Annotated in this window: 16 protein-coding genes; 5 read left to right on the top strand and 11 right to left on the bottom strand. The window is 69.7% G+C overall.

Annotated elements, in window-relative coordinates:
- The first annotated feature begins 19 nt into the window (after positions 1-19).
- Genes Mth01_RS24770 through Mth01_RS24750 form a run of 5 tightly spaced genes read left to right on the top strand, consistent with a single transcriptional unit; the run spans position 20 to position 4,555 of the window.
- Complete coding sequence (locus Mth01_RS24770; RefSeq protein WP_204018347.1) at positions 20-373, top strand: YraN family protein; 354 nt, start codon at positions 20-22, stop codon at positions 371-373.
- A 1-nt stretch (position 374) separates the two neighbouring features.
- Positions 375-1,952 (top strand): YifB family Mg chelatase-like AAA ATPase, encoded by a 1,578-nt coding sequence (locus Mth01_RS24765; RefSeq protein WP_204018346.1) that lies wholly within the window; start codon positions 375-377, stop codon positions 1,950-1,952.
- A gap of 47 nt (positions 1,953-1,999) precedes the next feature.
- Positions 2,000-3,211, top strand: a complete 1,212-nt coding sequence (gene dprA / locus Mth01_RS24760) for a DNA-processing protein DprA (RefSeq protein WP_204018345.1) — start codon at positions 2,000-2,002, stop codon at positions 3,209-3,211.
- 47 nt (positions 3,212-3,258) lie between these two features.
- Complete coding sequence (locus Mth01_RS24755) at positions 3,259-3,609, top strand: hypothetical protein (protein ID WP_204018344.1); 351 nt, start codon at positions 3,259-3,261, stop codon at positions 3,607-3,609.
- Position 3,610: 1 nt separating this feature from the next.
- Positions 3,611-4,555: a tyrosine recombinase XerC gene (locus Mth01_RS24750; protein ID WP_204018343.1), complete on the top strand. Its 945-nt coding sequence runs from the start codon at positions 3,611-3,613 to the stop codon at positions 4,553-4,555.
- On the opposite strand, the gene Mth01_RS24745 is transcribed toward Mth01_RS24750, so the two are convergent.
- The 11 genes from Mth01_RS24745 to ffh form a co-directional block, all read right to left on the bottom strand.
- Positions 4,540-5,151: a M23 family metallopeptidase gene (locus Mth01_RS24745; protein WP_204018342.1), complete on the bottom strand. Its 612-nt coding sequence runs from the start codon at positions 5,149-5,151 to the stop codon at positions 4,540-4,542. The genes Mth01_RS24750 and Mth01_RS24745 overlap by 16 nt on opposite strands.
- Positions 5,152-5,227: 76 nt before the next feature.
- Complete coding sequence (locus Mth01_RS24740) at positions 5,228-5,551, bottom strand: DUF2469 domain-containing protein (RefSeq protein ID WP_036327164.1); 324 nt, start codon at positions 5,549-5,551, stop codon at positions 5,228-5,230.
- Positions 5,552-5,590: 39 nt separating this feature from the next.
- The gene (locus Mth01_RS24735) at positions 5,591-6,316 is read right to left on the bottom strand and encodes a ribonuclease HII (protein WP_204018341.1); all 726 of its coding nucleotides are present in this window, start codon (positions 6,314-6,316) and stop codon (positions 5,591-5,593) included.
- Positions 6,317-6,405: 89 nt separating this feature from the next.
- The gene (gene lepB, locus Mth01_RS24730; protein ID WP_204018340.1) at positions 6,406-7,017 is read right to left on the bottom strand and encodes a signal peptidase I; all 612 of its coding nucleotides are present in this window, start codon (positions 7,015-7,017) and stop codon (positions 6,406-6,408) included.
- A gap of 9 nt (positions 7,018-7,026) precedes the next feature.
- Positions 7,027-7,899: a signal peptidase I gene (gene lepB / locus Mth01_RS24725; protein ID WP_407695976.1), complete on the bottom strand. Its 873-nt coding sequence runs from the start codon at positions 7,897-7,899 to the stop codon at positions 7,027-7,029.
- A 111-nt stretch (positions 7,900-8,010) separates the two neighbouring features.
- Positions 8,011-8,376 carry a 50S ribosomal protein L19 gene (gene rplS / locus Mth01_RS24720; protein WP_204018339.1) on the bottom strand — a complete coding sequence of 122 codons (366 nt, stop codon included), beginning with the start codon at positions 8,374-8,376 and terminating at the stop codon, positions 8,011-8,013.
- Positions 8,377-8,536: 160 nt separating this feature from the next.
- Complete coding sequence (trmD, locus tag Mth01_RS24715; protein ID WP_204018338.1) at positions 8,537-9,346, bottom strand: tRNA (guanosine(37)-N1)-methyltransferase TrmD; 810 nt, start codon at positions 9,344-9,346, stop codon at positions 8,537-8,539.
- Positions 9,347-9,380: 34 nt separating this feature from the next.
- Entirely contained in the window at positions 9,381-9,899 is a 519-nt protein-coding gene (gene rimM, locus Mth01_RS24710) for a ribosome maturation factor RimM (RefSeq protein WP_204018337.1), read from the bottom strand.
- A gap of 128 nt (positions 9,900-10,027) precedes the next feature.
- On the bottom strand, positions 10,028-10,267 hold the full coding sequence (locus Mth01_RS24705) for an RNA-binding protein (RefSeq protein ID WP_204018336.1): 240 nt from the start codon (positions 10,265-10,267) through the stop codon (positions 10,028-10,030).
- 1 nt (position 10,268) lies between these two features.
- Positions 10,269-10,739, bottom strand: a complete 471-nt coding sequence (gene rpsP, locus Mth01_RS24700) for a 30S ribosomal protein S16 (protein ID WP_204018335.1) — start codon at positions 10,737-10,739, stop codon at positions 10,269-10,271.
- Between the two features lie 205 nt (positions 10,740-10,944).
- Positions 10,945-12,495: a signal recognition particle protein gene (gene ffh, locus Mth01_RS24695; protein WP_204018334.1), complete on the bottom strand. Its 1,551-nt coding sequence runs from the start codon at positions 12,493-12,495 to the stop codon at positions 10,945-10,947.
- Positions 12,496-12,607: the final 112 nt, after the last annotated feature.

The following is a 12,607-nucleotide window of genomic DNA, read 5'->3' as shown; positions in this document are numbered from 1 at the left end:
CGAGGCCGGAGGTGGTCCCATGGCCGCGAAGGATCGACTTGGCAGGCACGGCGAGCGGCTCGCCGCGAACTTTCTCGAGGCGGGAGGCATGCGGATCCTGGCCCGCAACTGGCGCTGTCCCCAGGGCGAGATCGACATCCTCGCCCGGGACGGCGACGCACTGGTCGTCGTGGAGGTGAAGACCCGGTCCGGCCGCAGCCACGGCACCGCGTTCGAGGCGGTCACCCGCGAGAAGCTGCTGCGCCTGCGGAGCCTGGCGAGCAAATGGCTGGCGTCGCAGCCCGAGAGCTTCGGCACGATCCGGGTCGACGTGGTCGCGCTCGAGCGATTCGCCGGCGACTTCGCCGTACGGCACGAGAGGGGGGTGATCTGACATGGCCGTGGCACGGACCCGGTGTGTGGCCCTGGTGGGCGTCACCGGCCGGATGGTCGAGGTCGAGGCCGACGTGGGGCCGGGGGTGGCGGGCACCCACTTCATCGGCCTTCTCGACACGGCGATCAGTGAGGCCCGCGGGCGGGTGCGGTCGGCAATGATCAACAGTCACTTCGCCTGGCCCGACACCCGGGTCACCGTCAGCCTGTTCCCCGCGAGTCTGCCCAAGCGCGGCTCGATCTTCGATCTCGCCATCGCCGTCGCCATGCTGGGCGCGGCCGGCGCCGTCCCCGCGCACCGCATCGCGGATCCCCTGTTCCTCGGTGAGCTGGGGCTGGACGGCAGGGTGCGGCCGATCAGGGGGGTGCTGCCCGCCGTGCTGGCGGCGGCGGAGGCAGGGGCCGGCACCGTTGTCGTGCCCGCGCGCAACGCCGCCGAAGCGGCCCTCGTGCCCGGCATCGCCGTGGTCCCCGTCGCCACCCTGAGTGAACTCGTACGGTGGCTGCGCTCCGGCGATGCGGGCCGCCGGCCGGCCGCCACCGGCCAGGCCGCACCGTCCACCGGAGGCGCCGACGCGGAGCCTGCGGCGACCGGGACGGAGGCAAGCGGGACGGAGGGCGGACCGGACATGCGGGACGTGGCCGGTCAGCCACTCGCCCGCAAGGCACTCGAAGTCTGCGCGGCGGGCGGGCACAACCTCTGGATGCTGGGTCCTCCGGGCACCGGCAAGACCATGCTCGCCGAGCGGCTGCCGACCCTGCTGCCATCTCTCGGTCTCGACGAGGCCCTCGAGGTGTCGGCGATCCACTCGGTGGCGGGAACGCTGCCGGCTGGGCATCCGCTGCTCGCCCGGCCGCCTTTCATGGCCCCGCATCACAGCGCGACGGTGGCCGCCGTGGTGGGCGGCGGCAGCGGCGGGACGGTGCGTCCAGGCGCGGTGTCGCTCGCGCACCGGGGTGTGCTGTTCATGGACGAGGCCCCTGAGTTCGCCACCTCCGTGCTCGACTCCCTGCGGCAGCCGCTCGAATCAGGCGTGGTGACGATCGCGCGGGCGAGCGCGACGATCACGTTTCCCGCCCGCTTCATGCTCATCCTCGCTTCCAATCCCTGCCCGTGCGGCCGGCCGGGGACGTCGAGCGAGCCCTGCCGATGTACGCCGACCGCACGTCGGCGCTATCTGGCACGGCTGTCCGGCCCGCTGCTCGACCGGGTGGACGTGAAGGTGCGGGTCGGCCGGGCCACCCGGGCCGAGCTGTTGGCAGACCGGAACTTCACCGAGCCGACCGAGGCGGTGGCGCAGCGGGTCCTGCTCGCACGGGAACGGGCCGCCAAACGGCTGGCGGGGACGCCCTGGCGCGCGAACGCCGAGGTGCCGTCGGCCGTCCTGCACAACGAGTTCCGCCTGTCCGGCAGGGCCCTCGCTCCGCTGCACCGCGGTCTCGACCTCGGGACGCTCAGCGCGCGCGGGCTCGACCGGGTGCTCCGCCTGTCCTGGACCCTGGCCGACCTCGCCGCCAAGGAGATCCCGGGCGAGCCGGAGACGACGGGAGCGCTGGCGATGTGGCTGGGCGTGGACTGATTGGGCGGGCGACTTGATTGGGGATCTCGAGTGATGGGGGACGTGTGATGGGGAACCTTGGAAGAGACGAGTGCCGGCCCGACGTCCCCGAGGATGCCGGCGCCCGGGAAGAGGAGCGGGCCGCTCGAGCGGCGATCATGCGGATGGCCGAGGCCGGCGACCCGGTGATGGGCCGGCTGATCGCGGCCCACGGCCCGCGGGAAGCTCTCGAACAGGCCAGGCTCGGCAGGCTGGACCCGGAGTCCGCGCGGAGGGAGGCCGAGCTCGCTCTGACATCGCGGCGGCGTCTCGATCTCGCCCGGCTCGTCGCGGGATGGGCCGCCCGCTACACGGACCCCGAGGCACTGGTCGCGGCGGGGCGGGAGCGGGGAGCCCGGCTGGTCATCCCCGGCGACGCCGAGTGGCCGACGCAGCTCGACGACCTCGGCGACCGGCGGCCGTTCGGATTGTGGCTCGAGGGCCGGGCCAACCTGCGCTTCATCTGCCTTCGCTCGGTCGCGATAGTCGGCGCACGGGCCGCGACCGCGTACGGGACGACCGTCGCAAGCGATCTCGGCTCGGGGCTCGGCGAGCGCGGCTGGTCCGTGATCAGTGGTGGTGCCTACGGGATCGACGGGGCCGCCCACCGAGGGGCGCTGGCGGCCGGGGCCGCGACGGTGGCTGTGCTGGCCTGTGGGGCGGACGTCTGCTATCCCACCGCGCACGAGGAGTTGTTCGGGGTCGTGCGCTCCCAGGGCCTCATGGTCAGCGAATGGCCGCTCGGCGTCCATCCCACCAGGCCCCGCTTCCTCGTACGCAACCGCGTGATCGCCGCGTTGGCGCGCGGCACGGTCGTCGTCGAGGCGGCGGCGCGGAGCGGAGCGCTCAACACCGCGGGACATGCCGCCGACCTGAACCGGCACCTGATGGCCGTGCCGGGGCCCGTCACCTCGGAGACCTCCGTGGGCTGTCACGCACTGATCCGGGAGGGCAAGGCGGTCTGCGTCACCTCCGCCGCCGAAGTGATCGAGTTGGTCGGCTCGATCGGGGCGGATCTCGCACCCCGCGCCCGAGGGCCCGTGCTGCCCAGGGACGCGCTGGGCGAGGAGACGAGGCGGGTGCTGGAGGCGGTTCCGGCCCGCGGTGGATCAGGGCCGGCCGCCGTCGCCGTCGCGGCAGGAGTGGATCTCACCACAGCGCTCGCCTGCCTCGGCGGACTGGCCGCCGCCGGATTCGTCGAGCAGTCAGACCGCGGCTGGCGGCTTCGCCGCTCCCGGTAGTTCCATTCATCGAGATCACGAAAGGGTCAACGGATAGCATGCGATCCATGGCTGACCGCAGCTCAGTAACGATCAATACCGGGGACGGCAGGGAGATCGCTCTGGCCACCCGTCAGGACGTCTGGGAGGCACAGGCGGCGAACGCCAGGCTGTTCACCGCGATCCACGAAACGCTGCAGGAGCAGCAGGAGATCCTCCGCGAGTACGGCAAAGACCTGGAGTTCCAGAGAAACGTCCTGGAACGTCATGGCACGGTGCTGGTACGCCACGGCGGCATCTTGGACGACCACACCCGGATTCTCGAACACCACAGCACGATGCTGGAACAGCAGGGCGTCGCGATGGAGCAACTCTTGGTGGGTGTGCAGGGCATCAAGGATCATTTCGGGATCGGCTGAGATGTCGTCTCCCGGGTTCGAGTCCGTCCTGGCGGCGTTCGAGCGCCATCTTCGCCTGGAGCGAGATCTGTCGCCGCACACCGTCAGGGCGTACCTGGGGGATATCGCCTCACTGCTCGCGCATATGGCCCCAGGGCAGGAGGGCCCGGAGCGGGAAAGCATCGCCACCCTGGACGTGAACGCCCTCCGCGACTGGCTGGGGGCCCAGCACCAGGCAGGGGCGTCCCGGGCGACGTTGGCGCGGCGGACGGCGTGCGCGCGGGCATTCACCGCGTTCTGCCACCGCAGGGGCTGGCTGGACGGTGATCCGGGATTGCTGCTGGGCACCGCCAAGCCGCACCGGCGCCTACCGGAGGTGCTGGACCAGGTGGAGATCCGAGCCGTGCTGGACCGGGCAGCCCCTGACGAGGCCGCCCCTGACGGAGCGGGCGCCCACAACCCCAAGAGCCTGCGCGACCAGGCGATCATGGAACTGCTCTACGCCACCGGTGTGCGGGTGAGCGAGCTGTGCGGTCTCGATGTCGACGACGTCGACCGCGACCGCCGTACGGTGCGGGTGCTGGGCAAGGGCCGCAAGGAGCGAACGGTGCCCGTGGGAGCGCCCGCGCTGCGCGCCCTCGACGCCTGGTGCGTGCGCGGCAGGCCGTTGCTGGTCCGCGAGGGCACCGGCCCCGCCCTCTTCGTCGGAGTCCGCGGCGGCCGGATCGATCAGAGCACGGTCAGGCGGGTCGTGCACGCGCGCCTGGCGGAGATCGAAGGAACTCCGGACCTGGGCCCGCACGGCCTCCGGCACACCGCGGCCACCCATCTGCTCGAGGGCGGGGCCGATCTGCGCAGTGTCCAGGAGATGCTGGGTCACGCCTCCCTGGCCACCACACAGATCTACACGCATGTGTCCGTGGAACGGCTCAGGGCCGCGTATCGGCAGGCTCATCCGCGGGCCTGACCTTCCGTGGACGCCGGCCGCAACGGCAGCAGGCGGACCCGGCCGAGACCGAACAGCAGGAGAGGATCGAGATAACTCCTCCCCCGCAAGAGCCCCCAATGGAGGCAGGTAATCCTGCAGTGACCCGAGACGTCCTCGATCACCCCGATCACGTCCCCCGCCGCGACGCTCTGGCCGGGCCGTACGGATGCCAGGACCGGGAGATAGGTGGTCCGCAGCCCGTTCACGTGAGCGACGGCGACGACTCCGCGCCCGGCCACCCGGCCCGCGTACTCGACGACACCCGAGCCGGCCGCGTAGATCTCCTCACCCGCCCCCGCTGCGAGATCCACGCCACGGTGCCCGGCGAGCCAGGGCAGAGCCGGCGGATCGAAACCCCTGGCCACCAGACCGCGAACGCCGAGCGGGCGACGCCCATCCAGCGCGACCGGCGACGCCCATGCTCCGCCATGCGGACCAGCGGCCCTCTCGGCGGATGACAGTTCAGCGGGCGACAGCTCAGCAGGCAGCGGCGACCGTGGCGACCGTGGCGCCAAGGGGCCGATACCGGACGAGGCGGCCACGAGGCAGGCGAGCAGGCAGACGACCGAGCGCATGCTGGAACGGTGCCGCAAGCGGACACATCCTCAGCCCGCCGAACCCGGTTCTGGGGAAAACGGCCCGGGACACTCCCTAGCTGGAGAATCCCTCCTTGGGCATCTCGAGATCGGGCTTGGCCAACTCCTCTATGTTGACGTCCTTGAACGTCACGACCCGCACGTTCTTGACGAAGCGGGCCGGACGGTACATATCCCAGACCCAGGCGTCCTGCATCTTCACGTCGAAGAAGACGTCACCGTTCTCGGCTGTCCGGACATCGAGGTCCACCGAGTTGGTCAGATAGAAGCGCCGCTCGGTCTCCACGACGTAGGTGAACAGTCCCACGACGTCGCGGTACTCCCGGTAGAGCTGCAGCTCCATCTCGGTCTCGTACTTCTCGAGATCTTCCGCGCTCATTCCGGACCTCCTCTTCCGCTCCCCGTCGCGGTCGCCCCTTCAGACGACACTGGCCCCGACCTCATTCTCTTGCATGCCCCCATCCTGCCCGGTCCACGGGCCCACGTCCTGGATCTCCGCTCCACGAGTCACCCTGGCCACCGTCACGAACGAGAACCGGTGATGGGGGCTGGGTCCGTGTTGCGCCAAAGCCCGACGATGGCCCGCGGTGACGTATCCCTTGTGCACGGCGAAGCCGTACTCGGGGGACGTCTCGTCCAGGCCGCGCATCAGGCGGTCCCTCGTCACCTTGGCCACGATCGAGGCCGCCGCGACGCAGGCCGCGACCTGGTCTCCCTTCCATACGGCGAGCGACGGTGCGGGCAGCCCGGCCACGGGGAAGCCGTCGGTCAGGATGTAGCCGAGGTCGATCCCCAGTCCCGCCACCGCCCGGCGCATGCCCGCGACATTGCACTTGTGCAGGCCCCGTGCGTCGATCTCCGCAGGAGGGATCACGACGACTCCGACCGCCTTCGCCGTACCGGTGATGTGGTCGTAGAGACGTTCTCGGGCGGCCTCCGTGAGGAGTTTGGAATCGGTCAGGCCGTGGATCTCCCGGCCCAACACGACCGCCGCCACCACCAGCGGCCCGGCGCAGGCGCCCCGGCCTGCCTCGTCCACCCCGGCCACCGGAGCGAACCCCCGTCGTGCCAGGGCCCGCTCGTAGCCGTACAGTCCCGAATCCCGCCGCACCACGCTGGGACGGGGGCGATACAAAGGCGTCATGACGACAAGCAGATTACGCCCCAATCCGCCCCGGCGATACGGCCGGAGCCTCCGCCTCCGGCAAAAGCCCGGGCGAATTCGGGGCCGGATCAGTGAACGGCGGAGAAAGTCGCAGGCGGGGACAGCCAGGAGAAGCGTGACAGCGGCCAGAAGCGAACGAAAGCCCGGCCGGTGACGTCAGCCTCCGAGATCGTGCCCAGCTGCCCGTCTTCCAGGAACATCCGGGAGTCCATCGAGTTGTTCCGATGGTCGCCCATCAGCCACAAACGCCCCGGCGGCACCTTCACCTCGAACCGGCGTCCCGAGGGGTGGGCTCCCGGGTACAGGTAGACGCCCTCCTCATCGAGCGGGGTGCCGTTGACGGTGATCCGGCGCTTGTCGTCGCAGCACTTCACCGTGTCACCGCCGACGCCGATCACCCGCTTGATCGTGTCCTCCCCATCCCAGCCCTTGAAGACCACGATGTCGCCCCGCTCCACGTCGCCCAGCTTGTAGGCGAGCTTGTTCACCGCCACATAGTCGTTCAGCAGCAGCGTGTTCTCCATCGAGCCGGAGGGAATGTAGAACGTCTGCAGGACGAACGCGTGGACCAACAGCGCCACCACGATTCCGCCGAGGCCGTACAAGATGGTGTCACGGAGCCCCGAGCCCTTCTTGGCGGGTGCGTCGTTCTTCTCCTCGGTCTTGCCGGTCTTCGCCATGGCCTTCCTCTACCGCTTGGCCGATCTGCGGTTCCTGAATCTGCGGCGCAGCGCCACCAGCGGCACGGCTCCCGCGAAGCCCGCCAGGACGGGGGCGGCTCCGGCGGCGGCTCCGGCGGCTTTCAGGGCGGGCTGAGCGAACGTGTCGGGGATCGGCAGGATCTGGGCCCGGTCGAACGGCCAGACGATGACGAAAGCACGGCCGATCACCTGGTCGGCCGGGATCGCGCCACCTCCGGGATCCCCCGTGTGACGCCGGGAGTCGGAGGAGACCAACCGGTGGTCGCCCATCACCCACAGCCGTCCCGGCGGCACCGTGACGTCGAAGGGCGTGTCGGATGGCGTGTCGCCCGGATGCAGGTACGCCCCCTCGTCCAGCGGCACCCCGTTCACCGTGACGCGGCCCTGCTCGTCACAGCACTTGACCTTGTCGCCGGGCAGCCCGATGACCCGCTTGATGTAGTCCTTCTCCCCCGGGACCACGCCGAACGCCGTACCGACCCAGCGGAGGGCCCCGGTGATCGGGTTCGACGGCTCCTCCAACTGCACCTCGGGATCCCAGGAGTCCACCCCCGAGAACACCACGATGTCCCCGCGCTCGATGTCGCGGACGTGGTACACGAGTTTGTTGACCAGCACCCGGTCATTGATCAGCAGCGTGTTCTCCATCGACTCGGACGGGATGTAGAACGCCTGAACGACGAAGGTCTTGATGAGCAGGGCCAGCCCCAGCGCCACCACGATGAGGACGGGAAGCTCCCGCCAGAACGACCCCTTCTTCTCCTTGGCGCCATCGGCGCTTTGCTGGATGTCTTCGGCGACCACGTCCACCCCGTCCTCGCCAGGGTGGCGCACGCCGAGCCCCTGACCTTCGCTAGCCAACGGTGCTGAGCCTAAATGATGTCCGCGACGGCCAGTGGCGTGGACGCGGCATCCCCGGCAAAAGAAAGTGGTCCGTACCGATGGCACGGACCACGATCGACACTCCTTGACCTACTTGGCGGCCGGCGTCGCCTCACGCTTCTCGCGGATGCGAGCCGCCTTGCCGCGCAGGTCGCGCATGTAGTAGAGCTTCGCCCGGCGGACGTCGCCCCGGGTCACCACGGTGATCTTCTCGATCACCGGGCTGTGCACCGGGAAGGTCCGCTCGACGCCGACGCCGTAGCTGACCTTGCGGACGGTGAAAGTCTCACGTACGCCGCCGCCCTGCCGACGCAGGACGAACCCCTTGAACACCTGGATTCGGGACCGGTTGCCCTCGACGACACGCACGTGGACCTCCAGCGTGTCACCTGGGCGGAAGGCCGGAACGTCGCTGCGGAGCGCAGCCTTCTCGAGTTCCTGGATCTGCGTGTGCATGACGGCGGTTCCTCGCTGACATGGGCACGCGGAGGTCCACCCGGCCGGGCCGGAAAGGCTCGGCGGCAAGGGGGACACGCGTGCTTGGCTTGATTTACGTCCGAATCTGCCGCGGCTGGGACCGGGCGGCACCCGGCCACACGAAAACGGCAGCAGCGATTCAGTTTGCCACATCATCCGGCCCGGCGCGAAACGGGATGCCGCATGGGGCCTCGAACTCCGTGAGGATCTTCCGGTCGTCCTTGTCCAGACCGGCCGGATCGAGCCTGGCGACCAACTCGGGCCGTTTCTCGAGAGTACGCCGCAGTGCCTGGTCGCGTCGCCATCGGGCGATCTTTCCGTGGTGGCCGGACAGCAGTATCTCGGGTACCTCGCGGCCACGCCACACGGGCGGTTTGGTGTAGACCGGGCCCTCCAGAAGGTTGGCCATCGGCCCGGGAGCGAAGGAGTCGTCGGCGACCGATCTGGCGTTGCCGAGCACCCCGGGCAGCAACCGCCCGACCGCCTCGACGATCACGAGGACGGCCGCCTCGCCGCCCGCCAGCACATAGTCGCCGATGCTCACCTCGTCGACCCGCAGCCGTGAGCCGTACTCGGCCGCGACACGCGAGTCGATGCCCTCGTAACGTGCCGGGGTGAACAGCAGCCACGGCTCCTCGGCGAATTCGATGGCCGTCTCCTGGGTGAACGGCCGTCCGCTCGGCGTCGGCACGATCATCCGGGGCGACGCGGCCGGCCCGGCCTGGGCGATGACGGCGTCGATGGCCTCACCCCAGATCTCCGGCTTCATCACCATGCCGGGGCCCCCGCCGTACGGCGTGTCGTCCACGGTCTTGTGGACGTCGCGGGTCCAGTCCCGCAACTGGTGGAGACGGATCTCGAGGATCCCCCGCTCCCGCGCCTTGCCCACCAGCGACACGTCGAGCGGAGCGAAGTACTCGGGAAAGATCGAGATGATGTCGACGCGCACGCGTGCCTCCTCTTGCTCGGAAACCCGCGCCGCCCTACTCGGTCTCGCCGAGATCGAACAGGCCGGGCGGCGCGTCTACGACCAGTACGCCCCGGTCGAGATCGACCTCGGGTACGAGCGCCTTGACGAACGGAACGTAGGCCTCGCCCTGATCCGGTCGGCGGACGACGAGCAGGTCCTGCCCGTGGTGGAGGACGTCGGCGACCTCGCCGATCCGCTCACCGGCCGTGGTCACCACCGCAAGGCCGATGAGTTCATGGTCGTGGAACTCGTCGGGATCGGCGGACCGTGGCACGTCGGCGGCGTCGATGACGAGCAACGTGCCCCGTAGTTCCTCGGCGGCATCGCGGTCGTTCACACCGGCCAGGGCCAGCAGCAGGATCCCCTTGTGCCAGCGCGCCCCCTCGACCGTCAGCGGGCCGGCAGCCGCCGGATCGGTGGCGAGAGCCGTACCGGGGGAGAACCGCACGTCGGGATCGTCGGTGCGCACCTCGACGGTGACCTCGCCCCGTACGCCGTGCGGCCGGCCGATCCTGCCCACCACCAGCTGCACTTGTCGCCTTCCTTCAGAACCGGACCTCGTGTTAGGACACGAAGCTCGCATTGGAACGAAACTCGCCGGAAACGGAGCCGGGGGACCCCATGAGGGGCCCCCCGGACGTGAGGTTCTCCTCAGCGGGCCTAGGCCGTGTCCAGATCGACCAGGTCGATCCGCACGTACCGGCCCTGAGACAGCCCGTTGACGACCGTGCGCAGCGCCTTGGCCGTACGGCCGCCGCGGCCGATGACCTTGCCGAGGTCTTCGGGGTGGACCCGGACCTCCAGGACGCGTCCGGTGCGGATGCGTCGCGCGCGGACCCGGACGTCGTCAGGATGTTCGACGATGCCCTTGACCAGATGCTCGAGGGCCTCCTCGAGCATCTCAGGCCTCGCCTTCCGGCTTCTCCTCGGCTGCCGGAGCCTGGGCTGCCGGAGCCTCGGCGGTCGCTTCGGCCTTGGCGGGCTTCTTGGCCTTCTTCTGAGTGGTGGCGGCGACAGCGGTGTCACCGGACAGCGTCTCCCGGGCCGCGGCCTCGTAAGCGGCGTGGCGGTCCGGCTTCGGCTCGGCCACCAGCAGCGGCGTCGCCGGGGCGGGCTCGCCCTTGAACTTCTGCCAGTCACCGGTCAGCTTGAAGATCTTGAGAACCGGGTCGGTCGGCTGCGCGCCGACGCCCAGCCAGTACTGCGCCCGCTCGGAGTTCACCTCGATGCGCGAGGGGTCCTCCTTCGGGTGGTACAGGCCGATCTCCTCGATCGCACGACCGTCGCGCTTGCTACGGCTGTCGGCGACGACGATGCGGTACTGCGCGTTGCGGATCATTCCGAGCCGCTTGAGCTTGATCTTGACTGCCACGGGTGTGGTCTCTCCTGCATTAGAGCGTGGGTGAGCGGTGTCTCATCGAGTGGGGCACGATGGGAGCCCGCCCGAGGGACAGGCGCGACCGGCGGGGGTGAGAGGGCACCCGCACAGTCACGATGTTCCAGCTAGATATTCTGCCAGATCGCTCAGGGTGTTCGGGCATCCCCTCGCCCACTCGACACCGTCGCTTGCCGTACCGCTACTTCTGACCCGGCAGCTTGAACTTCGACGGGTCGAAGCCGGGCGGGAGCTCCAGGCCCGGTGGCAGCTGCCCTGTTCCGAGGTTGCCGAGGGCGCCGGCGCCCTTCGGCAGTGCGGGCGTGTCCGCCGTACCGGAGCCGGCCTTTCCGAGCGCCGCCTTGCGGGGGTCGCCGCTGACGCGGCGGCCCTTCTTGGCCTTCTGCGCCTTCTGGCTCTTGCCCCGGCCCGGCATGCCGGGAATGCCCAGGCCCTGGGTCATCCGCTTCATCATCTTCTGCGCCTCGAAGAAGCGGACGACCAGGTTGTTGACCTCGGTGACGGTGACGCCGGAGCCCTTGGCGATGCGGGCCCGCCGCGAGCCATTGATGATCTTCGGTTCCTGGCGCTCACCCGGGGTCATGGAGCGGATGATGGCGGCGATGCGGTCGAGGTCACGGTCGTCGACCTGGTTGAGCTGCTCGCGCATCTGGCCCATGCCCGGCATCATGCCGAGGAGATTCTTGATGGGGCCCATCCGGCGGACCATCATCATCTGCTCGAGGAAGTCATCGAGCGTGAAACCGTCACCGGAGGCGAGCTTGCCCGCCATCTTGGCGGCTTCCTGCTCGTCGAAGGTCTTCTGGGCCTGCTCGATCAGGGTGAGGATGTCGCCCATGTCGAGGATCCGGCCCGCCATCCGGTCCGGGTGGAAGGCGTCGAAGTCCTCGAGCTTCTCGCCGGTGGACGCGAACATGATCGGGCGGCCGGTGACATGCCGGACCGACAGCGCGGCACCCCCCCTGGCGTCGCCGTCGAGCTTGGTCAGCACGACGCCGTCGAAGCCGACCCCCTCCATGAACGCCTGGGCGGTGCTCACGGCGTCCTGACCGATCATCGCGTCGACCACGAACAGCACCTCGTCCGGGCTGATCGCGTCCCGGATGTCCGCCGCCTGCTTCATCAGCTCCTGGTCGATGCCCAGCCGGCCGGCGGTGTCGACGATGACCACGTCGTGCTGACGGCGCCGGGCCTGTTCGACCGACTCCCTGGCCACCTCGACGGGGTCGCCCACACCGTTGCCCGGCTCGGGCGCGAACACGGCGACCTCGGCACGCTCGGCCATGACCGACAACTGCTGGACCGCGTTGGGCCGCTGGAGGTCGCATGCGACGAGCAGCGGGGCGTGTCCCTGATCGCGCAGCCACTTGGCCAGTTTGCCGGCGAGTGTGGTCTTCCCGGAGCCCTGGAGACCCGCGAGCATGATGACGGTCGGCGGAGTCTTGGCGTGGCGCAGCCGACGCGTCTCACCGCCCAGAACCTCGATCAGCTCGTCGTTTACGATCTTCACGACCTGCTGGGCGGGGTTGAGCGCCTGGGAGACCTCGGCTCCGCGCGCCCTTTCCTTGACCCGGGACACGAAGTCCTTCACCACGGGCAGCGCGACGTCCGCCTCGAGCAGGGCGATGCGGATCTCGCGGCAGGTCGCGTCGATGTCGGCGTCGGAAAGCCTGCCCTTGGACCGAAGGGAGGAAAAGACCGAAGTCAGCCGGTCGGAAAGCGTCTCGAACACGTGAGTGGCCAGCCTCGAAGCGATTGGACGGGTGAATGGACCGGCCTCCAGCCTATCCGGCCGCGCGGCCAGTGTGCCCGTGCGCGCGCCCGCTCATCCACCGTACGCGCCC

The organism is Sphaerimonospora thailandensis (assembly GCF_016863115.1).
Classification (GTDB): domain Bacteria; phylum Actinomycetota; class Actinomycetes; order Streptosporangiales; family Streptosporangiaceae; genus Sphaerimonospora; species Sphaerimonospora cavernae.
This window is presented reverse-complemented; position numbering and strand designations above follow the sequence as displayed.

Excerpts from the sequence above, each read along its gene's own strand:
- Mth01_RS24770 (WP_204018347.1), top strand. The coding sequence starts at position 20 with ATGGCCGCGAAGGATCGACTTGGCAGGCACGGCGAGCGGCTCGCCGCG.
- Mth01_RS24765 (WP_204018346.1), top strand. The coding sequence starts at position 375 with ATGGCCGTGGCACGGACCCGGTGTGTGGCCCTGGTGGGCGTCACCGGC.
- dprA (WP_204018345.1), top strand. The coding sequence starts at position 2,000 with ATGGGGAACCTTGGAAGAGACGAGTGCCGGCCCGACGTCCCCGAGGAT.
- Mth01_RS24755 (WP_204018344.1), top strand. The coding sequence starts at position 3,259 with ATGGCTGACCGCAGCTCAGTAACGATCAATACCGGGGACGGCAGGGAG.
- Mth01_RS24750 (WP_204018343.1), top strand. The coding sequence starts at position 3,611 with ATGTCGTCTCCCGGGTTCGAGTCCGTCCTGGCGGCGTTCGAGCGCCAT.
- Mth01_RS24745 (WP_204018342.1), bottom strand. The coding sequence starts at position 5,151 with ATGCGCTCGGTCGTCTGCCTGCTCGCCTGCCTCGTGGCCGCCTCGTCC.
- Mth01_RS24740 (WP_036327164.1), bottom strand. The coding sequence starts at position 5,551 with ATGAGCGCGGAAGATCTCGAGAAGTACGAGACCGAGATGGAGCTGCAG.
- Mth01_RS24735 (WP_204018341.1), bottom strand. The coding sequence starts at position 6,316 with ATGACGCCTTTGTATCGCCCCCGTCCCAGCGTGGTGCGGCGGGATTCG.
- lepB (WP_204018340.1), bottom strand. The coding sequence starts at position 7,017 with ATGGCGAAGACCGGCAAGACCGAGGAGAAGAACGACGCACCCGCCAAG.
- rplS (WP_204018339.1), bottom strand. The coding sequence starts at position 8,376 with ATGCACACGCAGATCCAGGAACTCGAGAAGGCTGCGCTCCGCAGCGAC.
- Mth01_RS24705 (WP_204018336.1), bottom strand. The coding sequence starts at position 10,267 with ATGCTCGAGGAGGCCCTCGAGCATCTGGTCAAGGGCATCGTCGAACAT.